Below are 24,066 nucleotides of genomic sequence, written 5' to 3' on the forward strand. Positions count from 1 at the left end.
TTCCTTAGTTTAAGAAAAGTCAGCCTTGCTTTTCACGTCGCTGTATTCTTCAGCGATTTCTTGACTGAGAATGTCCTCATAAGCAGGGAGTTGGATGTCCTGACCGTATTTTTTCCGGAGGGCAGTAGTAACCAGGCGATAAGCTAGATTGGCATTACGAGAGAGGATAGGTCCGTGGAAGTAGGAACCAAAGACATTCTTATAATGAACCCCTTCGCCGATTTTTTCTTCGTTATTTCCATTTCCATAGACCACCTGTCCCAGCGGTTTTTGGTCATCTGAGAGGAAGGTACGTCCCTGGTGATTTTCAAAGCCATAGTAGGTTTCATCAAAATCTTCATTGTGAATTTTGATGTCACCGATAAAGCGGTTATTGGTTTGGTTGAGGGTATAGTGGCCCATGACCCCTAGCCCTTCGATGCGTTTCCCTGAAGCTTCAACATAATATTGACCCAATAGTTGGAAACCACCGCAGATAGCGAGAACCACTCCGTCGTTTTGGATGTAGTTGTCAATGCTCTCTTTTTTAGCAGGAAGGTCGCCTGCGATGATGCTTTGTTCAAAGTCTTGGCCGCCACCGAAAAAGGCGATATCGTAGTGATTTTCGTCAAAGTCATCATGGAGAGAAACGATGTCAACCGTCACATGTGCCCCCAGTTTTTCAGCCACATACTTGAGCATGAGGATGTTTCCATTGTCCCCGTAGGTATTCATGAGGTTTCCATAGAGGTGGGCGATGTTGAGCTGATAAGGGTAGTTGCCAGCTTTTGAGGAAAGTGAAGTATAAACCATTAGTTCATCTCCTTTCTAACAATCTGACGACTAGCCAGCAGTTCGCGGAATTCAAGCATAGCAGTATAGGTTGCTAGGATATAGGCATGCTTACAATCTTGGTTCTCAATGGTCTTGAGAACTTGTTCCAGACTACTTGTTTCAGTGATTTTATCAGCTGGGTAGCCAGTCACTCGAAGACGGCGTGCAATTTCAGAATGACGAACACCACCAGCGTTGATTTCAGGAATGTCCATGTCAGTGATTTGTTCAAAGTCCGCATCCCAGATCCAGCTAGTATCAATCCCATCAGCATAGTTGGCATTGAGGAGAACAGATAAACTAAATGGATAAGGAGCTAGTTTGATCATCTCGATAGCTTGGGTAGCGCCAACAGGATTTTTAATCAAGACGAGGGTACATTCTTTATCACCGATATGGAAGGTCTCCTGGCGTCCAAAGACAGCACGACTCTTATCAAATCCTTGCTTGATGAGTTGTGAATCAGCCCCGAGGAAACGGGCAATAGCGACCGCAGCAAGGGCATTGTAGATGTTGTAAAGTCCACCGATTTGGATTCCGTATTCTTGTCCGTCAATGACAAAACGAGAGCGATTGTTGGTCAACTCAACCAAGTCTGTCAGACGGTAGTCCAAGTCAGGTCGTTTGCAACCACAATTTTCACAGATATAGGCACCCAAGTTGGCATAGGTATTGTGCTCATATTTGAGGATGCCTTGACAGTCAGGGCAGAGGATTCCTTCGGTATTGTAGTGAGCCAGTTGGGCTGGCCCTTTTTCCAAGTCAAAACCAAAATACTCTACAGGATTTGGAATAGCTGGCTTGTAGAAAAGCGGACTGTCACCATTGAGGAGAACAGTAGCCGTAGGCACCTTACGGATGGCATCCAAAATCATGTTATAAGTTGTGTAAATCTCACCGTAGCGGTCCATCTGGTCACGGAAAATGTTAGTGATGACAAAAAGGCTAGGCTGGATATAGTCACAGATACGAGAAAGACTGGCTTCGTCGATTTCGAGGACGGCAATGTTTTTCCCAGTTTTAGAAGATTTGGCTGTTAGGAAGGTTGTTGTAATCCCTGTAATCATATTGGCACCGCTAGGATTGGTCAGAACCTGACCATAGACCTCTTTTAAAATGCCGACAGTGAGGGCAGTTGTCAGGGTTTTTCCATTGGTTCCAGTGACCACGACAATCTCGTAGTTCTTAGCTAAATTTTGTAAAATATCTTTATCAAATTGAAGGGCGAGTTTTCCTGGGAGCGTGCTTCCACGGCCAAGACGGCTCAAGATGAAGTGAGAAGAACGCCCAGCAAGGAGGCCCAAAGTAGTTTTTAATTTCATGTTTCTATTATATCATAAAAGAGGGAAAAGACAGTTTTGAGATTTCGCAGAAACAAAAACAGCCCAAAGAGGGCTGTTAGCTAACAAATCAGTCTCAACTTAAATCGCAAACAAGTCATTCAAGTTCTCAGCCAAAGTTGGGTGAGTGAAGATTTGTTTTGTGAAGTAAGTATAAGGGATTTTGTTGTCCATGGCAACAGTGATGATGTTGATGATTTCTTGAGAACCTTCTGAGAAGATAGTTGCTCCAAGAATTTCTTTTGTTTCAGTATTGACAACAGCTTTGAAGGCTCCGCGAAGGTCTCCATTTACGTGACCACGAGGCATTGCTGCAACAAGGATTTCCTTCACTGCATATGGAAGTTTCAAATCTGCTGCTTGGCTTTCAGTCAAGCCAACTTGAGAAAGTGCAGGTGTGATGAACATGGTGTTTGGTACATTGAGACGGTCTTCAAGAGTGTAGCTACCATCTCCAGCAAGGTAGCTGTAGACAACGCGGAAGTCATCAAGTGAAATGTAGGTAAATTGAGGTCCACCGTTGACGTCTCCGACTGCAAAGACACCAGGAACGTTTGTTTGACAATGTTTGTCTACTTTGATAGCACCACGCTCTGTTAGTTCAATATCGGTATTCTCAAGTTGAAGTGGTTCAACGTTTGGTTTACGTCCGGTTGCGTAGAGAAGGGCATCGAAACGGTAAGTTTCGTTTTCAGTTACGACAAGGACTTGGTCACCGTCGTTTTTGATTTCAGTAGTACGGATGTTTTGAAGCAATTCAATACCGTCTTCTTCCATGTATTGTTTAGCAAGAGCTGCGATGGATGGTTCTGCACGAGGAAGGAAAGTATCCAAGGCATCTAGGACTGTAACCTTGCTTCCAAGTTTGTTGTAGAGTCCTGCAAATTCAAGACCGATATTTCCGCCACCAAGGACACCAAGTTTTTCAGGCAATTTGTCCAAGTTTTGAATACCAGTCGAGTCAAAGACATTCTTACTTGTAGCAAGTCCAGGGATTGGCAAGACGTTTGAAACGGCACCGGTATTGATAACGATAGTTTCAGCAGTCAGTTCTTGTTTTTCATCACCAGCTTGGATTTCGATGACTTTGTTTGAAAGGAAGTGAGCTTCCGCATCAAAGATATCCACACCTGTACCAGCAACAGTCGCATAGTTTTTACCATTGAGGCGACTAATGATAGTATTTTTGGTAGCAATGACTTCTTCAAAAGACAAATCTTTCTCAGCAGCAACTAGCAAAGTTTTAGTTGGGATACAACCAATGTTGATACAAGTTCCGCCGTACATAGCCTTACTACGTTCGATAAGGGCAACTTTTTTACCAGCTGAAGCTAGTTTACCAGCCAGTGTTTTCCCTGCCTTACCAAATCCGATAACGATTAAATCATAAGTTAACATTTATAGTCCTCCTATTCGCATTTCATTCTAGCACAAGAAAAAAACTTTTGCACAATTCTGCTACGGGAAATGGAGTGAGTTTGAAATGCTCCCTTCAAATCCTTTGAAAAACCAGTTTCGGGCTACTTTACTGCTAGAAAATCGCTTACATGATTTTCTAGAGAAATTGGGCTATCTTTTGCTTCTCTCTTGTGTTATACTAGATAGGTTGCAAAGAAACCAGTACTTTTCTTTCGTGGAAAAGAAGCAACACGGTATCTCTTTTTTGTAGAAGATACGTCATGAAAAGAAAAGTATAAACTAAAGCCCTATAGGGTGGCTTCGCACCACCTTTAGAAAGAAGAATAACGTGAAATTTAATGAATTTAACTTGTCTGCTGAATTGCTAGCAGAGATTGAAAAAGCTGGATTTGTAGAAGCCAGTCCCATCCAAGAACAGACCATTCCCTTGGCTCTCGAAGGAAAAGACGTTATTGGTCAAGCTCAGACAGGTACAGGAAAAACTGCAGCCTTTGGCTTGCCAACCCTTGAAAAAATCCGTACAGAAGAAGCGACCATCCAAGCCTTGGTTATCGCTCCAACTCGTGAACTCGCTGTCCAAAGTCAAGAGGAACTCTTCCGTTTTGGCCGTAGCAAGGGAGTGAAAGTTCGCTCAGTTTACGGTGGTTCCAGCATTGAAAAACAAATCAAAGCTCTTAAATCTGGTGCCCACATCGTGGTAGGAACACCAGGCCGTCTCTTGGACTTGATTAAACGCAAGGCCTTGAAATTACAAGATATTGAAACTCTGATTCTTGACGAAGCGGACGAAATGCTCAACATGGGCTTCCTTGAAGACATTGAAGCCATCATTTCCCGTGTCCCTGAAAATCGTCAAACCTTGCTCTTTTCAGCAACCATGCCAGATGCTATCAAACGTATCGGTGTTCAGTTTATGAAAGACCCTGAGCATGTCAAGATTGCTGCCAAGGAATTGACAACAGAATTGGTAGATCAGTACTATATCCGTGTCAAGGAACAAGAGAAATTTGATACCATGACACGTCTTATGGATGTGGAACAACCAGAGCTTGCTATCGTATTTGGTCGTACCAAACGCCGTGTAGATGAATTGACTCGTGGACTTAAAATCCGTGGCTTCCGTGCAGAAGGGATTCATGGTGACTTAGACCAGAACAAACGTCTTCGTGTCCTTCGTGATTTCAAAAATGGGAATCTTGATGTTCTAGTTGCGACAGACGTTGCAGCACGTGGTTTGGATATCTCAGGTGTGACCCATGTCTACAACTACGATATTCCACAAGATCCTGAAAGTTATGTTCACCGTATCGGTCGTACAGGTCGTGCTGGTAAGTCAGGTCAATCTATTACTTTCGTAGCACCAAATGAAATGGGCTACCTTCAAATCATCGAAACCTTGACTAAGAAACGCATGAAAGGCTTGAAACCAGCGACAGCAGAAGAAGCCTTCCAAGCTAAGAAACAAGTAGCGCTCAAGAAAATCGAACGAGACTTCGCAGACGAAGCCATTCGTGGGAACTTTGAGAAATTTGCTAAAGATGCTCGTAAGTTAGCTGCAGAATTTAGTCCAGAAGAATTGGCTATGTATATCTTGAGTCTGACAGTCCAAGATCCAGACAGCCTTCCTGAAGTGGAGATTGCGCGTGAAAAACCACTGCCATTTAAACCATCAGGTAATGGATTCGGTGGCAAAGGTAAGGGAGGTCGTGGAGGCCGTCGTGGGGACGACCGTCGAGACCGTGATCGCCGCGGCAATGGTCGCCGTGATGATTTCAAAAAAGGCAGTCGTGGGAACGATCGTTTTGATAAAGACAGACGTTACCGTAATAAAGACAATAAAAAACCTCGCAACACTTCAAGCGAAAAGAAGACCGGCTTTGTTATTCGTAACAAAGGAGACAAATAGAAAAAAGCGATTCACAGTGTGAATCGCTTTTATATATAAGGAGACCGATAGTAAAAGAAGATGGTGATAGTAAAGGATAGGTGAAACGGAAAGGGATTTATCATGTCATCTTCTTATAATGTTATAATATCAAAAATAAAATAGGATGTCAATAAAAAAATCGCTTTTTTTTCTAAAATATTTTTGCTGTTCAAAATTGCAATTAAATAAGCAATTTTCAGATAATTATTGAAATAAAGACTTTTCTATGTTATAATGGAAGCGATTATATGCGAGGTAAAAAATGGCACATTTATTAGAAAAAACAAGAAAAATCACGTCTATTCTAAAGCGCTCTGAGGAGCAACTCCAAGATGAACTTCCTTACAATGCGATCACACGCCAGTTAGCTGATATTATTGACTGTAACGCTTGTATTGTGAATAACAAGGGACGTCTCTTGGGCTACTTTATGCGTTATAAGACCAATAATGACCGTGTAGAACAATTCTTCCAAACCAAAACCTTCCCTGAGGTCTATGTACAAGGGGCGAACATGATTTATGATACGGAAGCAAATCTTCCTGTTGAACATGATTTGACCATTTTCCCTGTGGAGAGCCGTGCGGACTTTCCAGATGGGTTGACAACTATTGCTCCGATTCATGTATCAGGGATTCGCCTAGGTTCGTTAATCATTTGGCGCAATGATAAGAAATTTGAAGATGAAGATTTGATTCTTGTCGAGATTGCGAGCACGGTTGTGGGAATTCAACTATTGAACTTTCAACGTGAAGAAGATGAGAAAAATATTCGCCGTCGTACGGCTGTTACCATGGCGGTCAACACCCTTTCCTATTCAGAACTTCGTGCCGTATCAGCTATTTTAGCTGAATTGGATGGAAATGAAGGGCAGCTGACTGCGTCTGTTATTGCAGACCGTATTGGCATTACACGCTCAGTGATTGTCAATGCGCTTCGTAAACTGGAGTCAGCGGGAATTATTGAGAGTCGCTCATTAGGAATGAAGGGGACTTATCTCAAAGTTCTAATTAGTGATATTTTTGAGGAAGTGAAAAAGAGGGACTACTAATGGCAAAAGCTTTAATCTCGATTGACTATACAGAGGATTTCGTAGCAGACCATGGAAAGCTAACTGCTGGCGCTCCCGCTCAAGCAATATCAAAAGCCATTGATCAGGCAACCAGATTAGCTTTTGATCGTGGAGACTATGTCTTTTTTACCATTGATGCTCATGAAGAGAAGGATACATTCCACCCAGAAAGCAAGCTCTTTCCACCACACAACATCATCGGAACTAGTGGTCGTAACCTTTATGGCCCCCTAGCTGACTTTTATGCTGAGCATGAGGCGGATAGTCGCGTCTTTTGGATGGACAAACGTCACTATTCAGCATTTTCAGGAACGGACTTAGATATCCGTTTGCGGGAACGTCGGGTAGATACGGTCATTTTGACCGGTGTATTGACTGACATTTGTGTCCTTCATACGGCTATTGATGCCTACAATTTAGGTTATGACATTGAAGTTGTCAAACCTGCGGTTGCCTCTATTTGGCCAGAAAATCATCTGTTTGCTCTTGGGCATTTTAAGAACACATTGGGAGCAAAATTACTGGATGAAAACCTTGCTGAAATTGAACTATAAGCCGGTTGGAAAAATGAAAAAAATCTGAAAAAAGTGTTGACAAAGATTTTGAAAGTTGATATACTAGTAAAGTAATCGACGCGGGGATGGCGGAATTGGCAGACGCGCAGGACTAAGGATCCTGTGACCGCTTTAGGTCGTGAGGGTTCAAGTCCCTCTCTCCGCATAGGGTAAGAGTTAGCTTTGGCTAGCTCTTTTTGTTTTTACAAAGAAGACTAGAGGCTTCGTTTCGTGTATAGAAAAATATTGGCATCAAGAACAGTTCATTGTATCAGAACATTTAAACTGAGTTCACTATTTCATTCTATCAAGAATATCCTCAAACACTAGTCAGAAAATGAAGAACTTAGGAAATGGAAAAATACTAATCAGAAAGATGTGACTATCATTTTTAAAATGAAGTAGATTTTTGATTGGTACTATTTATCCTTATATATGAAGAAAAGTTAGCGTTTGCTAGCTTTTTTGTTTTTTCAAAAAATAAATCAAAAAAAATTTTTGATTTCATAAACATTTCATATTTGGATTTTATAATAGTCTTACAAACATGGAGGTGACAAATGAATCCAATCCAAAGAGCTTGGGCTTATGTCAGCAGAAAACGACTGAGAAGTTTTATTTTATTTCTGATTTTATTTGTCCTTTTAGCAGGAATTTCAGCCTGTTTGACTCTGATGAAGTCCAACAAAACAGTAGAAAGCAATCTTTACAAATCACTCAACACATCTTTTTCTATCAAAAAGATAGAAAATGGACAGACCTTCAAGTTGTCGGACCTAGCATCCGTGAGCAAGATTAAGGGACTGGAAAATGTCTCTCCTGAACTTGAGACGGTCGCAAAACTGAAAGACAAGGAAGCGGTGAGTGGTGAGCAGAGCGTAGAACGTGATGATTTGTCAGCTGCAGACAAGAACTTGGTTAGCTTAACGGCTCTTGAAGATTCATCCAAGGATGTCACTTTTACCAGTTCGGCTTTCAATATAAAAGAAGGGCGACACCTTCAAAAAGGGGATTCCAAGAAAATCCTTATCCACGAAGAGTTGGCCAAGAAGAACGGTCTTTCGCTTCACGACAAGATTCGCTTGGATGCTGGTCAATCCGAAGCTGGAAAAGGGCAAACAGTAGAGTTTGAAATTGTCGGCATCTTTTCTGGTAAAAAACAAGAAAAGTTCACAGGCTTGTCTTCCGATTTCAGTGAAAACCAGGTCTTTACAGACTATGAAAGCAGCCAAACGCTTCTGGGAAATAGTGAACCGCAAGTCAGTGCAGCGCGCTTCTATGTAGAAAATCCTAAGGAAATGGAAGGACTCATGAAGCAGGTAGAAAACTTGGCTTTAGAAAGTCAAGGCTACCAAGTTGAGAAGGAAAACAAGGCCTTTGAACAAATCAAAGACTCAGTGGCAACCTTCCAAACCTTCCTGACCATCTTTCTTTATGGGATGTTGATAGCTGGAGCAGGAGCCTTAATTTTGGTATTGTCTCTCTGGTTGAGAGAAAGGGTCTACGAAGTGGGGATTCTTCTGGCACTTGGAAAAGGCAAGAGTTCGATCTTCCTCCAGTTCTGTTTAGAGGTAGTTTTGGTATCACTTGGAGCTTTGCTTCCATCCTTTATCGCTGGAAATGCCATCACATCCTATCTACTCCAAACTGTACTAGCCAGTGGAGATCAGGCAACCTTACAGGACACGCTGGCCAAAGCAAGTGGTCTATCAACCAGTCTCCTATCCTTTGCAGAATCCTATGTCTTTCTGCTCCTGATTGGTTGCTTGTCTGTAGCCCTTTGTTTCGTATTTCTATTTAGAAAATCGCCGAAAGAAATTTTATCATCTATTAGTTAAGAAGGAGAAATCATGACTTTATTACAATTGCAAGATGTTACCTACCGTTATAAGAACACTGCTGAAGCAGTTTTATATCAGATCAAGTATAATTTTGAACCCGGAAAATTTTATAGTATCATTGGTGAGTCAGGAGCAGGAAAATCCACTCTCTTGTCCCTACTGGCTGGTCTAGATAGTCCTGTTGAAGGTTCTATCCTTTTCCAAGGAGAGGACATTCGGAACAAGGGGTATTCATACCATCGCATGCACCATATTTCCCTGGTCTTTCAAAATTATAACTTGATAGATTATCTTTCTCCGCTGGAAAATATCCGCTTGGTCAACAAAAAAGCAAGCAAGGATACACTTCTTGAGCTTGGTTTGGATGAAAGTCAGATCAAGCGGAACGTTCTCCAGTTATCAGGTGGTCAACAGCAACGTGTAGCCATCGCTCGCAGTTTAGTCTCAGAAGCTCCAGTTATTCTAGCTGATGAGCCAACAGGAAATCTGGACCCTAAAACTGCTGGAGATATTATCGAACTGCTCAAATCACTTGCCCAGAAAACAGGTAAATGTGTGATCGTCGTCACCCACAGTAAAGAAGTGGCACAAGCGTCAGATATTACACTTGAATTGAAGGACAAGAAACTGACTGAAACTCGCAACACTACAAAATAAGATGAGCTTGTTTTGATAGAATTATGAAATCAAATCTAGAAAGGGAACCTATGTTACACAACGCATTTGCCTATGTTACAAGGAAGTTTTTCAAATCGATTGTTATCTTCCTGATTATTCTCCTCATGGCGAGCTTGAGTTTGGTCGGTTTGTCGATCAAGGGAGCTACTGCCAAGGCCTCTCAGGAGACCTTTAAAAATATCACCAATAGTTTCTCCATGCAAATCAATCGTCGCGTCAATCAAGGAACGCCACGTGGTTCTGGGAATATTAAGGGTGAGGATATCAAAAAAATCACCGAAAATAAGGCCATCGAGTCTTATGTTAAACGCATCAACGTTATCGGAGATTTGACTGGATACGACCTCATTGAAACGCCAGAAACCAAGAAAAATCTCACTGCAGACCGTGCCAAACGGTTTGGAAGCAGTTTGATGATTACAGGTGTCAATGACTCCTCTAAAGAAGACAAGTTTGTCTCTGGCTCATATAAGCTAGTTGAAGGTGAGCACCTAACCAACGACGACAAGGACAAGATCCTCATGCACAAGGACTTGGCAGCCAAACACGGTTGGAAAGTCGGAGATAAGGTCAAATTGGACTCTAATGTCTATGATGCAGACAATGAAAAAGGGGCCAAAGAAACAGTTGAAGTGACAATCAAGGGACTCTTTGATGGTCACAATAAGTCAGCAGTAACCTACTCACAAGAACTCTATGAAAACACAGCTATCACAGACATTCACACTGCTGCAAAACTTTATGGATACACAGAAGACACAGCTATTTATGGGGACGCAACCTTCTTTGTAACAGCGGACAAGAACTTGGATGACGTCATGAAAGAGTTGAATGGTATCAGCGGTATCAACTGGAAGAGCTACACACTTGTGAAGAGCTCCTCTAACTACCCAGCTCTAGAGCAATCCATCTCTGGTATGTACAAGATGGCCAACCTCCTCTTTTGGGGTAGCTTGAGCTTCTCAGTTCTTCTCCTTGCACTCTTGCTCAGTCTTTGGATCAATGCCCGTCGCAAGGAAGTGGGAATCCTCCTCTCTATCGGTCTCAAGCAGGCAAGTATCTTGGGGCAATTCATCACCGAATCGATCTTGATTGCCATCCCTGCTCTTGTTTCTGCTTACTTCCTAGCCAACTACACAGCCCGTGCAATCGGAAATACTGTTCTTGCCAATGTCACTTCAGGTGTTGCCAAGCAAGCCAGTAAGGCTGCTCAAGCTTCTAACCTTGGTGGTGGTGCAGAAGTAGACGGCTTTAGCAAGACCTTGTCGAGCCTAGACATTTCCATTCAGACATCAGACTTTATCATCGTCTTTGTCCTTGCTTTGGTTCTAGTGGTTCTCGTTATGGCGCTTGCTTCAAGCAATCTCCTTAGAAAACAACCAAAAGAACTCTTGCTCGATAGCGAATAAAAAACTTGCTACCTATTCTCCCCTAAATGGGGTATAATATAGGTAGCATTTTTATCTGTTTTGTCTTGATAAGGACTCTTCGAAAATCTCTTCAAACCACGTCAGCTTCACCTTGCCGTACTCAAGTACAGCCTGCGGCTAGCTTCCTAGTTTGCTCTTTGGTTTTCATTGAGTATAAGGACTCTTCCTATCAGGATGAAACAGAGGAGATTTACAAGAAATTTAAAGGATGTGAACCGTTTTTTCTATGAAAATTTTAATTGTAGAAGATGAAGAGATGATCCGTGAGGGAATCAGTGACTATTTGACGGATTGTGGTTATGAAACCATTGAGGCAGCAGACGGTCAAGAAGCTCTGGAAAAATTTTCCAGCTATGAAGTAGCCCTAGTTTTATTGGATATCCAAATGCCCAAGCTTAATGGCCTCGAAGTCCTAGCGGAGATTCGTAAAACCAGTCAGGTCCCTGTCCTGATGTTAACCGCCTTTCAGGATGAGGAATACAAGATGAGTGCTTTTGCTTCTCTAGCAGATGGTTATCTGGAAAAGCCCTTCTCTCTCTCCCTTCTAAAAGTGAGGGTGGATGCAATTTTCAAGCGCTACTACGATACGGGACGAGTCTTCTCCTATAAGGATACCAAGGTGGATTTTGAGAGTTACAGTGCAAGCCTCGCAGGTCAAGAAGTGGCCATTAATGCCAAAGAGTTGGAAATTCTGGACTATCTGGTGAAAAATGAAGGACGGGCCTTGACTCGTTCTCAGATTATCGATGCGGTCTGGAAGGCAACAGATGAGGTTCCCTTTGACCGTGTCATTGATGTCTATATCAAAGAACTGCGGAAAAAGCTAGACTTGGATTGCATCCTCACTGTGCGCAATGTTGGTTATAAATTGGAGCGAAAATGAAACGAACAGGTTTATTTACAAAGATTTTTAGCTATACCTTCTCGATTTTTAGTGTTCTGGTTATTTGTCTTCATTTAGCCATTTATTTTCTCTTTCCCTCTACTTATCTGAGCCATCGTCAGGAAACCATTGGTCAGAAAGCGACTGCTATTGCCCAATCCCTAGACGGAAAAGATAGGCAAAGCATCGAGCAAGTGTTGGATTTGTATTCCCAGAGCAGTGATATCAAAGGGGCTGTCAAGGGAGAGATGACCGAGGACAAGTTAGAAGTCAAGGACAATCTTCCTCTGGATACGGACCGCCAGACCATTTCCCTCTTTATCGAGGAGCGTGAGGTGAAAACGCAAGATGGTAGCACCATGACTCTCCAATTTCTAGCTTCAATGGACTTGCAAAAAGAAGCAGAGCAGATCAGTCTCCAGTTTCTCCCCTATACCTTGCTGGCATCCTTTCTGATTTCCCTCTTGGTAGCCTATATCTATGCTCGAACCATTGTTGCACCGATTTTGGAAATCAAGCGAGTGACCCGTCGGATGATGGATTTGGATGCCCAAGTGCGATTGCGTGTAGATTCTAAGGACGAGATTGGTGATCTCAAGGAACAAATCAATAGCCTTTACCAGCATCTCTTGACTGTCATTGCGGACTTGCATGACAAGAATGAAGCTATTCTCCAGCTGGAGAAGATGAAGGTTGAGTTCCTGCGAGGAGCTTCTCATGAATTGAAAACACCACTGGCTAGCTTGAAAATCCTAATCGAAAATATGAAAGAAAATGTCGGCCGTTATAAGGATAGAGACCATTATCTTGGAGTTGCCTTGGGGATTGTGGATGACCTCAGCCACCACGTTCTCCAGATACTGTCTCTTTCTTCTGTTCAGGAATTGCGAGACGAGAAAGAAGAGGTCGACCTTCTTCAGATGACGCAAAGTCTGGTTAATGATTATGCTTTGCTCGCCAAGGAGAGAGAACTTCAGGTAGACATTAGCCTAACCCGTCAGCAAGCTTACATAAACCCATCTGTCATGAAATTGATCCTATCTAATCTCATCAGCAATGCCATCAAGCACTCCACTCCAGGTGGCCTGGTCCGCATCGGGGAGAGAGAAGGAGAACTCTTTATTGAGAATAGCTGTAGTTCTGAAGAACAAGAAAAATTGGCCCAGTCTTTTTCTGAAAATGCTAGTCGCAAGGCCAAGGGTTCAGGAATGGGGCTCTTTGTGGTCAAAAGTTTATTAGAACACGAGAAATTACCTTATCATTTTGAGATGCAAGATTATCGTTTGACCTTCTTCATGTCTTATCCTAAAGTCGATCAAGACTAAGGGAAAGAAAGGGTTTACATTGATTGAGTTGGAAGAAATTCAATCTAAAGTATGGGAAAAACTAGCTTTTTTTGTCAAAAAGTGATAAAATGAACAATGTAAATGGGATGTCCCAAAAAATATATAGGAGGCCTGACAAATGGCAATCGTTTCAGCAGAAAAATTTGTCCAAGCAGCTCGTGACAACGGTTATGCAGTTGGTGGATTTAACACAAACAACCTTGAGTGGACTCAAGCTATCTTGCGTGCAGCAGAAGCTAAAAAAGCTCCAGTTTTGATCCAAACTTCAATGGGTGCTGCTAAATACATGGGTGGTTACAAAGTTGCTCGCAACTTGATCGCTAACCTTGTTGAGTCAATGGGTATCACTGTACCAGTAGCTATCCACCTTGACCACGGTCACTACGAAGATGCACTTGAGTGTATCGAAGTTGGTTACACTTCAATCATGTTTGACGGTTCACACCTTCCAGTTGAAGAAAACCTTAAATTGGCTAAAGAAGTTGTTGAAAAAGCTCACGCTAAAGGTATCTCAGTAGAAGCTGAAGTTGGTACTATCGGTGGTGAAGAAGACGGTATCATCGGTAAAGGTGAATTGGCTCCAATCGAAGACGCTAAAGCAATGGTTGCAACTGGTATCGACTTCTTGGCAGCTGGTATCGGTAACATCCACGGTCCATACCCAGCAAACTGGGAAGGTCTTGACCTTGACCACTTGCAAAAATTGACAGAAGCTCTTCCAGGTTTCCCAATCGTATTGCACGGTGGATCAGGTATTCCTGATGAGCAAATCCAAGCAGCTATCAAACTTGGTGTTGCGAAAGTTAACGTTAACACTGAATGTCAAATCGCATTCGCTAACGCAACTCGTAAATTTGCTCGTGACTACGAAGCAAACGAAGCAGAATACGACAAGAAAAAACTCTTCGACCCACGTAAATTCTTGGCTGACGGTGTAAAAGCTATCCAAGCATCAGTTGAAGAACGCATCGACGTATTCGGTTCAGAAGGTAAAGCTTAATCGAGCTGAACAATACAGAAAGAACCTGCCCCTAAGGGCAGGTTTTTTGGTGTTTGAAACTATAGAGAATATGTTGGGGAAGAATCTATCTTAAGTTGCTAAAAGAGTCTAATTTTTGTACAATAATGCTATGAAAAAACTGAAAAAATGGAGTCTTGGCTTTCTTAGTTTCATTCTTTTGTTTTTAGGGGCAACATTCATCTTTCATCGTATCAGTTTGGAAAAGGAACAAGCCTCACTAACACCTGTGGGACAGCAAGTTCTTGTCAATGGTCATCAAATGAATGTTTATGTTCAAGGTGAAGGACCTGAGACTATAGTAGTTATCTCAGGTGCTGGTATTGCTTCTCCTATATTGGATTTTAAAGAAGTATCGGAATCCTTATCGAAACAGTATAAGCTAGTTATCGTGGAGAGGGCGGGATATGGTTATAGTGATGATAGCAATCATTCAAGAGATGTGATGGAGGTTTTGTCTGAGACTCGCCAAGCTCTTTCCCAAGCAAATATCACAGGGCCGTTTATCATTCTGTCTCATTCCATGGCTAGTCTAGAGAGTTTGGCTTGGCAGGAGAAGTATCCTGATGAAGTGAAAGCCTTGATTGGTCTGGATTGGGCACTGCCGTCAAGTTATGAGAATTTAAAGGATAATCAGGCCTTGCTCACTGTGGCATATTGGAGTAGCAAGATTGGTTTATTACGCTATTTACCTGAGTCTTTTTATATAAAAAATCAAACTCTGACCGAAAATGAACGAAAACAATATAAACTTCTAGCTTATAAGCAGTTGATGTCACAAGCCATGCTTTATGAATCTCAAACGGTAAAGGAAAATGCTAAGAAAGTTCCCTCTAGCATCAATCCGAAAATTCCCACCTTATTACTGGTATCTAACGGCGAAGGCACCAGTTTTAGCCAATCAGAATGGCAACGTTATGCAGAGAGATTTGCAAGCGACCAGTCTAATGTTCAAGTCGTCTATATGGATGCGCCTCACGACCTCTATCATTATCAAAGCGATGCTATTGTTTCTCGCATTAAAGAATTTTTAGAGAATAATTGAGGGCTTAAAAATCCATTGAGACTGATGATAATAATTGAAAGGTAATGACTTATGAATAATTCTTATATTTTACTTAGACATGCTCATTCAAGATTTTCAAGTGATGATTTCAATAGAACTTTATCAGAAAAAGGATTCTCATCTCTTGACCAGTTAGATTTTTTGAATTCTTTTAATATTGATTATTATTTTTCTAGTCCTTATAAACGAGCATTTGAAACGATTAATAGCTCGCCAATTCAATTTGATAAAATAGTTCTTGATAATCGGTTACGAGAGCGAAAATTATCTTCAACCTTTATAAAAGATTCTGAGTTTGAAGACAGTATTAAATATTTATGGCAAAATCCTAGTGAATCTCTTTTAGAAGGGGAATCAAATCAAGACGCACTAGCTAGAGTACTAAATTTTTTAATGGAATTGGAAGAGAGATACTCAGAAAAAATGATTTTACTTAGTTCACACGGGAATTTGATAGGAATACTACTACATCACTTTGATTCCAGTTTTGATTATGAAAAATGGGAGCATATGACCTTTCCAGATTGTTTTCTAATTGATAGAGATGGGATTGTGAAAAGAATTTTGAAAGATTAGTTCGTTGATTAAATAGTGAATCATATTGATCAAAATAGTTTGCTTTTTACAACTCGTAACCTGCCCATCGGGCAGGTCTTTTTGGTGTTTTAAGGAAACTATTAAACCAGAATTTTGGATTTAAAATAGCATTTTAAGAGTGAAATCTCTAATTTCATAATCTGTAGGCAAACGCTTGCATTCCTTTTTTTATTGGACTATAATAGGTTGGTATAAAGCCTTCTGTAAGAATAACAATTAGAAAGTAAGGATTTAGAATATTTGTAGTCAAAAATACAATGTTGTTATTCCTTGCTATAGGGAGAGATTTATGGCAATGATAGAAGTGGAACATCTTCAGAAAAATTTTGTGAAGACAGTCAAAGAACCGGGGTTGAAAGGAGCTTTGCGCTCCTTTATTCATCCTGAAAAGCAGACCTTTGAAGCGGTCAAGGATTTGACCTTCGAGGTACCAAAGGGCCAAATTTTAGGTTTTATCGGAGCTAATGGTGCTGGGAAATCGACAACTATTAAGATGCTGACAGGGATTTTGAAACCGACATCTGGTTTTTGTCGGATTAACGGCAAGATTCCGCAGGATAATCGCCAAGACTATGTCAAGGATATTGGAGTTGTCTTTGGGCAAAGAACCCAGCTATGGTGGGATTTGGCTCTGCAAGAGACCTACACGGTCTTAAAAGAGATTTACGATGTGCCAGACTCGCTCTTCCATAAGCGCATGGATTTTTTGAATGAAGTCTTGGACTTGAAGGACTTTATCAAGGACCCCGTGCGGACTCTTTCACTGGGACAACGGATGCGGGCGGACATTGCGGCTTCCTTGCTCCACAATCCCAAAGTTCTCTTTTTAGATGAGCCGACCATTGGTTTGGATGTTTCGGTCAAGGACAATATTCGTCGCGCTATCACTCAGATTAACCAAGAGGAAGAGACCACCATTCTCTTGACCACTCACGACCTGAGTGACATTGAGCAACTTTGTGATCGGATTTTTATGATTGACAAGGGGCAGGAGATTTTTGATGGAACGGTTAGCCAGCTCAAGGAAACCTTTGGCAAGATGAAGACTCTTTCTTTTGAACTGGTACCAGGTCAAAGTCATCTCGTTTCTCACTATGAAGGCTTTTCGGATATGACCATTGATAGACAAGGAAACAGTCTCAATATTGAATTCGATAGTTCCCGCTACCAGTCGGCTGATATTATCAAGCAAACCCTGTCTGATTTTGAAATTCGCGATTTGAAGATGGTGGATACGGATATTGAGGATATTATCCGTCGCTTCTATCGAAAGGAGCTCTAAGATGGTCAAATTGTGGAGACGTTATAAACCCTTTATCAATGCAGGGATTCAGGAGTTGATCACCTATCGAGTGAATTTTCTTCTCTATCGGATTGGTGATGTGATGGGAGCTTTTGTGGCCTTTTATCTCTGGAAGGCCGTCTTTGATTCCTCGCAAGAGTCCTTGATTCAAGGCTTCAGTATGGCTGATATCACCCTCTACATCATCATGAGTTTTGTGACCAATCTCTTGACCAAGTCAGATTCTTCCTTTATGATTGGGGAGGAGGTCAGGGATGGTTCCATTATCATGCGCTTGCTGAGACCAGTGCATTTTGCGGCCTCATATCTCTTCACCGAGCTTGGCTCCAAGTGGTTGATTTTTATCTCTGTTGGACTGCCATTTTTAAGTGTCATTGTCTTGATGAAAATCTTATCTGGGCAAGGGATTGTAGAAGTGCTGGGATTAACGGTCCTATATCTTTTTAGCTTAATGCTGGCCTACCTGATTAACTTTTTCTTTAATATCTGCTTTGGATTTTCAGCCTTTGTGTTTAAAAATCTATGGGGTTCCAATCTACTCAAGACTTCCATAGTGGCCTTTATGTCTGGAAGTTTGATTCCCTTAGCTTTCTTTCCAAAAATTGTTTCAGATATTCTGTCCTTTTTGCCTTTTTCATCCTTGATCTACACTCCTGTCATGATCATTGTTGGGAAATACGATGCCAGTCAGATTCTTCAGGCATTCGCTTTGCAGTTTTTCTGGCTCTTAGTGATGGTGGGCTTGTCTCAGCTGATTTGGAAACGAGTCCAGTCCTTCATCACCATTCAAGGAGGTTAGTATGAAAAAATATCAACGCATGCATTTGATTTTTATCAGACAATACATCAAGCAAATCATGGAATACAAGGTTGATTTTGTGGTTGGTGTTTTAGGTGTCTTTCTGACCCAAGGTTTGAACCTCTTGTTTCTCAATGTACTCTTTCAACATATCCCCTCGCTTGAAGGCTGGACCTTTCAAGAGATTGCCTTTATCTATGGATTTTCCTTGATTCCCAAGGGACTGGACCATCTCTTTTTTGACAATCTCTGGGCACTGGGGCAACGCTTAGTGAGAAAAGGTGAGTTTGATAAGTATCTGACTCGTCCTATCAATCCGCTCTTTCACATCCTAGTCGAAACTTTTCAGATTGATGCCTTGGGCGAACTATTGGTCGGTGGAATCTTGCTAGCGACAACAGTATCAAGCATTGCTTGGACTCTTCCTAAATTTCTACTTTTCCTAGTCTGTATTCCTTTTGCGACCTTGATCTATACTTCCTTGAAAATCGCGACTGCCAGCATCGCTTTTTGGACCAAGCAGTCAGGTGCCATGATTTATATTTTCTATATGTTTAATGATTTTGCTAAGTACCCGATTTCCATTTACAATTCGCTCCTTCGTTGGTTGATTAGCTTTATCGTACCTTTCGCCTTTACAGCCTACTATCCTGCCAGCTATTTCTTGCAGGATAAAGACGGGCTCTTTAACATCGGTGGTTTGATGTTGATTTCCCTTGTTTTCTTTGTTATTTCTTTAAAACTCTGGGACAGGGGCTTGGACGCTTACGAAAGTGCGGGTTCGTAAGATATAAAATAGGATGAGATTTAAACATTAAATATGTTACAAACAACCGTTGAAAATTATAGCGGTTGTTTTTGCATGTTTATTAAGGCATAAATTCTATCCATACCCCTTTTTGCGATTTTGGTAATTATTCCAGTTGATTGCTACTATTTTTGATGGGAGGAATGAGTTTATATTGTACCCAGTTAACTATAATATTTATTGACTAATCTATTTGTTAACATGGATTAAAAAAAAAATTAACCTGGGTTAATTTTTCTTGACTTAAATTTTTTTAATTGATATACTATTTTTCAGAGAGCTAACAATTATATATAAATGTACTACTCTATCCCACTAGATAATACGTCATAAAACTTTTTATAACAAAGGCTAGCAAAGTTAAAGTTTTCTATCTATTGGGTTTAAAATAAAAAATGAAGGAATTATAATGAAAAAAAGTACGGTATTGTCATTAACTACTGCTGCAGTTATTTTAGCAGCATATGCCCCCAATGAGGTAATTTTAGCAGATGCACCTAGTTCTGAAGATGCTTTAAGAATTTCTGATAAAGAAAAAGTAGTAGCAGATGCACCTAGTTCTGAAGATGCTTTAAAAATTTCTGGTAAAGAAAAAGTAGTAGCAGATAAAGAAACAGAAAACAATGAACAATCTGAAGATATTCATAATGTTATAGAAACTTCAAAGGATATTGAGGAGAAGAAGACAACAGTTATTGAGGAAAAAGAGGTTGTTAGTAGAAAGTCTGAGATAGACAAAAAAACTAGTAACGAAGGAGCAAGTATCAAAGAAGACTCCAAGCAACCCAAAGGAGATGATGCGGACTCATTTGTAAATAAAGATACAGAAAATCCGAAAAAAGAAGATAAACTTGTCTATATTGCTGAATTTAAAGATAAAGAATCTGGAGAAAAAGCAATCAAGGAACTATCCAATCTTAAGGATACAAAAGTTTTATATACCTATAATACGATTTTTAATGGCGCTGCCATTGAAACAACTCCAGATAATTTGGACAAAATTAAACAAATAGAAGGTGTTTCGTCGGTTGAACGATCACAAAAAGTCCAACCAATGATGAATCATGCCAGAAAGGAAATTGGAGTTGAGGAAGCTATTGATTACCTAAAGTCTATTAATGCTCCATTTGGGAAAAATTTTGATGGTAGAGGTATGGTTATTTCAAATATCGATACTGGAACAGATTATAGGCATAAGGCTATGAGAATCGATGATGATGCCAAAGACTCGATGAAATTTAAAAAAGATGACTTAAAAGGCACTGATAAAAATTATTGGTTGAGTGATAAAATCCCTCATGCGTTCAATTATTATAATGGTGGTAAAATCACTGTAGAAAAATATGATGATGGTAGGGATTATTTTGACCCACATGGGATGCATATTGCAGGGATTCTTGCTGGAAATGATACTGAAAAAGACATCAAGAACTTTAATGGCATAGATGGAATTGCGCCTAATGCACAAATTTTCTCTTATAAAATGTACTCTGACGCAGGATCTGGGTTTGCGGGTGATGAAACAATGTTTCATGCTATTGAAGATTCGATCAAACACAATGTCGATGTTGTTTCGGTATCATCTGGCTTTACGGGAACAGGTCTTGTAGGTGAGAAATACTGGGAGGCTATTAGAGCATTAAGAAAAGCTGGAATCCCAATGGTTGTTGCTACAGGTAATTTTGCGACTTCTGCTTCAAGTTCTTCTTGGGATTTAGTAGCCAATAATAATCTGAAAATGACAGATACTGGAAATGTAACACGAACTGCCGCACATGAAGATGCGATAGCGGTCGCTTCTGCTAAAAATCAAACCATTGAGTTTGATAAGGTTAACATTGGAGGACAAAGTTTTAAATACAGAAATATAGGAGCTTTTTTCGATAAAAATAAAATCCTAACAAATGAGGATGGGTCAAAAACTCCAAATAAATTAAAATTTGTATATATAGGTAAAGGTCAAGACAAAGATTTGATAGGCTTGGATCTTAAGGGCAAAATTGCAGTAATGGATAGAATTTATACCAAGGATTTAAAAGATGCTTTTAAAAGAGCAACGGATAAAGGCGCACGTGCCATTATGGTTGTAAATACTGTAAATTACTACAATAGAGATAATTGGACAGACCTTCCAGCTATGGGATATGAAGCGGATGAAGGGACTACTAGTCAAGTATTTTCAATTTCAGGAGATGATGGTGTAAAATTATGGAACATGATTAACCCTGATAAAAAAACTGAAGTCAAAAGAAATAATAAGGAAGATTTTAAAGATAACTTAGAACAATACTATCCAATTGATATGGAAAGCTATAATTCTAATAAACCGAATGTAGGTGATGAAAAAGAAATTGACTTTAAATTTGCAGCTGACACAGACAAAGAACTTTATAAAGAAGATATTATAGTCCCAGCAGGGTCTACATCTTGGGGGCCAAGAACAGACTTGCTTTTAAAACCGGATGTTTCAGCACCTGGTAAAAATATTAAATCCACTCTAAATGTTATCAATGGTAAATCCACTTATGGTTATATGTCAGGAACTAGTATGGCAACTCCAATCGTAGCAGCTTCTACTGTTTTGATTCGACCAAAATTAAAGGAATTGCTTGAAAGACCTGTCTTGAAAAATCTTAAGGGAGATGACAAAATAGACCTTACAAGTCTTACAAAAATAGCTCTACAAAATACTGCAAGACCTATGATGGATGCAACCTCTTGGAAAGAAAAGAGTCAATACTTTGCATCACCTAGACAGCAGGGAGCGGGGCTAATTAATGTTGCCAACGCTTTGAGAAATGAAGTTGTAGCAACTTTCAAAAATACAGATTCTAAAGGTTTGGTAAATTCATATGGTTCCATTTCTCTTAAAGAAATAAAAGGTGATAAAAAATACTTTACAATTAAGCTTCACAATACCTCAAACAGACCTTTAACCTTTAAAGTTTCTGCATCAACTGTAACTACAGATGCTCTAACTGATAGGCTAAAACTCGATGAAACATATAAAGATGAAAAATCTCCGGACGGGAAGCAAATTGTTCCAGAAATTCACCCAGAAAAAGTCAAAGGAGCAAATATCACATTTGAGCATGATACTTTCACTATAGGTCCAAATTCCAGCTTTGATTTAAATGCGGTTATAAATGTTGGAGAAGCTAAAAACAAAAATAAATTTGTAGAATCATTTATTCATTTTGAGTCAGTGGAAGAAATGGAAGCTCTAAACTCCAACGGTAAGAAAAGAAACTTCCAACCTTCTTTGTCGATGCCTCTAATGGGATTTGCTGGGAATTGGAACCACGAACCAATCCTTGATAAATGGGCCTGGGAAGAAGGATCAAAATCAAAAGCAATGGAAGGTTATGATGATGATGGTAAACCAAAAATTCCAGGTACCTTAAATAAGGGGATTGGTGGAGAACATGGTATAGATAAATTTAATCCAGCAGGAGTTATCCAAAATAGAAAAGATAAAAATACAACATCCCTAGATCAAAATCCAGAATTATTTGCTTTCAATAACGAAGGAATCAACGCACCTTCATCAAGTGGCTCTAATATTGCTAAAATCTATCCTTTAGATTCAAATGGAAATCCTCAAGATGCTCAACTTGAGAGAGGATTAACGCCTTCTCCACTTGTATTAAGAAGTGCAGAAGAAGGGGTGATTTCAATAGTAAATACAAATAAAGAAGGAGAAAATCAAAAAGACTTAAAAGTCATTTCGAGAGAACACTTTATTAAAGGAATTTTAAACTCTAAAAGAAATGATGCAAAGGGCATTAAATCTTCTAAGCTAAAAGTTTGGGGTGACTTGAAATGGGATGGACTCATTTATAACCCTAGAGGTAGAGAAGAAAATGCCCCAGAAAGTAATGACAAAAAAGATCCTGCTACTAAGATACGAGGACAATTTGAACCGATTGCGGAAGGCCAATATTTCTATAAATTTAAATATAGATTAACCAAGGATTACCCATGGCAGGTTTCCTATATTCCTGTAAAAATTGATAACACCCCTCCAAAGATTGTTTCAATTGATTTTTCAAACCCTGGAAAAATTAAGTTAATTACAAAGGATACTTATCACAAGGTCAAAGAGCAATATAAGAATGAAACGCTATTTGCGAGAGATCAAAAAGAACATCCTGAAAAATTTGACGAGATTGCCAACGAAGTTTGGTATGCTGGGGCCGCTCTTGTTAATGAAGATGGAGAGGTTGAGAAAAATCTTGAAGTCACTTATGCAGGTGAGGGTCAAGGACGAAATAGAAAACTTGACAAAGACGGAAATACCATTTATGAAATTAAAGGTGCAGGAGATTTAAGAGGAAAAATCATTGAAGTGATTGCATTAGACGGTTCTAGCAATTTCACAAAGATTCATAGAATTAAATTTGCTGATCATGCTGATAAAAATGGGATGATTTCCTATTATCTAGTAGATCCTGATCAAGATTCATCTAAATACCAAAAGCTTGGCGAGATTTCCGAATCTAAATTTAAAAATTTAGAAAATAGAAAAGAGGATAGTCTTAAAAAAGATACAACTGAAGTAGAACATCATCAAGAAAATGAAGAGGCTACCGAAGAAAAATCTAGCTTGACTATTCATAAAACAATTTCAACAATTAGAGACTTTGAAAGCAAAGATTTAAAGAAACTCATTAAAAAGAAATTTAGAGAAGTTGATGACTTTACAAGTGAAACTGGTAAGAGAATAGAGGAATACGATTATAAATACGATGATAAGGGAAATATCATTGCTTATGACGATGGTAGTGCCTTAGAATATGAAACTGAAAAACTTGATGAAATCAAATCAAAAATTTATGGCATTCTAAACCCATCTAAAGATGGACACTTTGAAATTCTTGGAAAGATCAGTAATGTTTCTAAAAATGCCAAGGTATACTATGGAAATAACTATAAATCGATAGAAATCAAAACGACCAAGTATGATTCCCATTCAAAAACGATGACATTTGATTTATACGCTAATATTAATGATATTGTGGATGGATTAGCTTTTGCAGGAGATATGAGGTTTTTTGTCAAAGATGATGGTCAGATAAAAGCTGAAACTAAAATTAGAATGCCTGAAAAAAATAAGGAAACTAAAGCAGAATATCCGTATGCATCAAGTTATGGGAATGTAATAGAATTAGG

The 24,066-nt window shown here is 39.8% G+C and carries 18 protein-coding genes and 1 tRNA gene; 16 read left to right on the forward strand and 3 right to left on the reverse strand.

Annotation, left to right across the window (positions count from 1 at the left end; translation table 11 throughout):
* Window positions 1-9: 9 nt before the first annotated feature.
* The 3 genes from gatD to O3622_RS06465 all read right to left on the reverse strand — a co-directional run bounded on the left by gatD (window position 10) and on the right by O3622_RS06465 (window position 3,551).
* The gene (gene gatD, locus O3622_RS06455) at window positions 10-792 is read right to left on the reverse strand and encodes a lipid II isoglutaminyl synthase subunit GatD (RefSeq protein ID WP_000263169.1); all 783 of its coding nucleotides are present in this window, start codon (window positions 790-792) and stop codon (window positions 10-12) included.
* Window positions 792-2,135, reverse strand: coding sequence for a lipid II isoglutaminyl synthase subunit MurT (gene murT, locus O3622_RS06460; protein WP_049520918.1), 1,344 nt, complete (start codon window positions 2,133-2,135; stop codon window positions 792-794). The genes gatD and murT overlap by 1 nt, the downstream gene beginning before the upstream one ends.
* A gap of 99 nt (window positions 2,136-2,234) precedes the next feature.
* Entirely contained in the window at window positions 2,235-3,551 is a 1,317-nt protein-coding gene (locus O3622_RS06465; RefSeq protein ID WP_000958907.1) for an FAD-containing oxidoreductase, read from the reverse strand.
* Between the two features lie 349 nt (window positions 3,552-3,900).
* Between O3622_RS06465 and O3622_RS06470 the strand changes: the two genes are divergently transcribed.
* From O3622_RS06470 to O3622_RS06545, 16 genes are all read left to right on the forward strand, one after another.
* Entirely contained in the window at window positions 3,901-5,478 is a 1,578-nt protein-coding gene (locus O3622_RS06470; RefSeq protein ID WP_000671078.1) for a DEAD/DEAH box helicase, read from the forward strand.
* Window positions 5,479-5,761: 283 nt separating this feature from the next.
* Entirely contained in the window at window positions 5,762-6,550 is a 789-nt protein-coding gene (codY, locus tag O3622_RS06475) for a GTP-sensing pleiotropic transcriptional regulator CodY (protein WP_000940726.1), read from the forward strand.
* The gene (locus O3622_RS06480) at window positions 6,550-7,125 is read left to right on the forward strand and encodes a cysteine hydrolase family protein (RefSeq protein WP_001029648.1); all 576 of its coding nucleotides are present in this window, start codon (window positions 6,550-6,552) and stop codon (window positions 7,123-7,125) included. The genes codY and O3622_RS06480 overlap by 1 nt, the downstream gene beginning before the upstream one ends.
* Window positions 7,126-7,205: 80 nt before the next feature.
* Window positions 7,206-7,291: transfer RNA gene (locus O3622_RS06485), tRNA-Leu, on the forward strand.
* A 394-nt stretch (window positions 7,292-7,685) separates the two neighbouring features.
* Entirely contained in the window at window positions 7,686-8,963 is a 1,278-nt protein-coding gene (locus tag O3622_RS06490) for an ABC transporter permease (protein WP_049518933.1), read from the forward strand.
* A gap of 12 nt (window positions 8,964-8,975) precedes the next feature.
* Window positions 8,976-9,623, forward strand: a complete 648-nt coding sequence (gene vex2, locus O3622_RS06495) for an ABC transporter ATP-binding subunit Vex2 (RefSeq protein ID WP_000173737.1) — start codon at window positions 8,976-8,978, stop codon at window positions 9,621-9,623.
* Between the two features lie 50 nt (window positions 9,624-9,673).
* Window positions 9,674-11,053, forward strand: coding sequence for an ABC transporter permease subunit Vex3 (gene vex3, locus O3622_RS06500; RefSeq protein ID WP_000903007.1), 1,380 nt, complete (start codon window positions 9,674-9,676; stop codon window positions 11,051-11,053).
* A gap of 247 nt (window positions 11,054-11,300) precedes the next feature.
* A complete protein-coding gene (gene vncR, locus O3622_RS06505; protein ID WP_000697942.1) occupies window positions 11,301-11,957 on the forward strand; it encodes a response regulator transcription factor VncR in 657 nt (218 codons plus the stop codon).
* Window positions 11,954-13,282 (forward strand): sensor histidine kinase VncS, encoded by a 1,329-nt coding sequence (vncS, locus tag O3622_RS06510; RefSeq protein WP_070696898.1) that lies wholly within the window; start codon window positions 11,954-11,956, stop codon window positions 13,280-13,282. The genes vncR and vncS overlap by 4 nt, the downstream gene beginning before the upstream one ends.
* A gap of 139 nt (window positions 13,283-13,421) precedes the next feature.
* Entirely contained in the window at window positions 13,422-14,303 is an 882-nt protein-coding gene (locus tag O3622_RS06515; protein ID WP_001018999.1) for a class II fructose-bisphosphate aldolase, read from the forward strand.
* A gap of 130 nt (window positions 14,304-14,433) precedes the next feature.
* Entirely contained in the window at window positions 14,434-15,366 is a 933-nt protein-coding gene (locus O3622_RS06520) for an alpha/beta fold hydrolase (RefSeq protein ID WP_000734266.1), read from the forward strand.
* Between the two features lie 51 nt (window positions 15,367-15,417).
* Window positions 15,418-15,963, forward strand: coding sequence for a histidine phosphatase family protein (locus tag O3622_RS06525; protein ID WP_001066186.1), 546 nt, complete (start codon window positions 15,418-15,420; stop codon window positions 15,961-15,963).
* Between the two features lie 310 nt (window positions 15,964-16,273).
* Window positions 16,274-17,266, forward strand: a complete 993-nt coding sequence (locus O3622_RS06530) for an ATP-binding cassette domain-containing protein (RefSeq protein WP_261203785.1) — start codon at window positions 16,274-16,276, stop codon at window positions 17,264-17,266.
* A 1-nt stretch (window position 17,267) separates the two neighbouring features.
* Complete coding sequence (locus O3622_RS06535) at window positions 17,268-18,086, forward strand: ABC transporter permease (protein ID WP_371607227.1); 819 nt, start codon at window positions 17,268-17,270, stop codon at window positions 18,084-18,086.
* Between the two features lies 1 nt (window position 18,087).
* Window positions 18,088-18,873, forward strand: coding sequence for an ABC transporter permease (locus tag O3622_RS06540; protein WP_371607228.1), 786 nt, complete (start codon window positions 18,088-18,090; stop codon window positions 18,871-18,873).
* Window positions 18,874-19,303: 430 nt separating this feature from the next.
* Window positions 19,304-24,066 (forward strand): S8 family serine peptidase (locus tag O3622_RS06545; RefSeq protein WP_371607229.1); only part of this gene is annotated, 4,763 nt, incomplete at its 3' end.

It is taken from the genome of Streptococcus sp. 27098_8_51 (assembly GCF_041432205.1).
Taxonomy (GTDB): domain Bacteria; phylum Bacillota; class Bacilli; order Lactobacillales; family Streptococcaceae; genus Streptococcus.

Coding starts and splice junctions, on each gene's coding strand:
- O3622_RS06530 (WP_261203785.1), top strand. CDS start 16,274: ATGGCAATGATAGAAGTGGAACATCTTCAGAAAAATTTTGTGAAGACA.
- vncS (WP_070696898.1), top strand. CDS start 11,954: ATGAAACGAACAGGTTTATTTACAAAGATTTTTAGCTATACCTTCTCG.
- murT (WP_049520918.1), bottom strand. CDS start 2,135: ATGAAATTAAAAACTACTTTGGGCCTCCTTGCTGGGCGTTCTTCTCAC.
- gatD (WP_000263169.1), bottom strand. CDS start 792: ATGGTTTATACTTCACTTTCCTCAAAAGCTGGCAACTACCCTTATCAG.
- O3622_RS06520 (WP_000734266.1), top strand. CDS start 14,434: ATGAAAAAACTGAAAAAATGGAGTCTTGGCTTTCTTAGTTTCATTCTT.
- vex2 (WP_000173737.1), top strand. CDS start 8,976: ATGACTTTATTACAATTGCAAGATGTTACCTACCGTTATAAGAACACT.
- O3622_RS06535 (WP_371607227.1), top strand. CDS start 17,268: ATGGTCAAATTGTGGAGACGTTATAAACCCTTTATCAATGCAGGGATT.
- vncR (WP_000697942.1), top strand. CDS start 11,301: ATGAAAATTTTAATTGTAGAAGATGAAGAGATGATCCGTGAGGGAATC.
- O3622_RS06465 (WP_000958907.1), bottom strand. CDS start 3,551: ATGTTAACTTATGATTTAATCGTTATCGGATTTGGTAAGGCAGGGAAA.
- codY (WP_000940726.1), top strand. CDS start 5,762: ATGGCACATTTATTAGAAAAAACAAGAAAAATCACGTCTATTCTAAAG.
- vex3 (WP_000903007.1), top strand. CDS start 9,674: ATGTTACACAACGCATTTGCCTATGTTACAAGGAAGTTTTTCAAATCG.
- O3622_RS06525 (WP_001066186.1), top strand. CDS start 15,418: ATGAATAATTCTTATATTTTACTTAGACATGCTCATTCAAGATTTTCA.
- O3622_RS06490 (WP_049518933.1), top strand. CDS start 7,686: ATGAATCCAATCCAAAGAGCTTGGGCTTATGTCAGCAGAAAACGACTG.
- O3622_RS06540 (WP_371607228.1), top strand. CDS start 18,088: ATGAAAAAATATCAACGCATGCATTTGATTTTTATCAGACAATACATC.
- O3622_RS06515 (WP_001018999.1), top strand. CDS start 13,422: ATGGCAATCGTTTCAGCAGAAAAATTTGTCCAAGCAGCTCGTGACAAC.
- O3622_RS06480 (WP_001029648.1), top strand. CDS start 6,550: ATGGCAAAAGCTTTAATCTCGATTGACTATACAGAGGATTTCGTAGCA.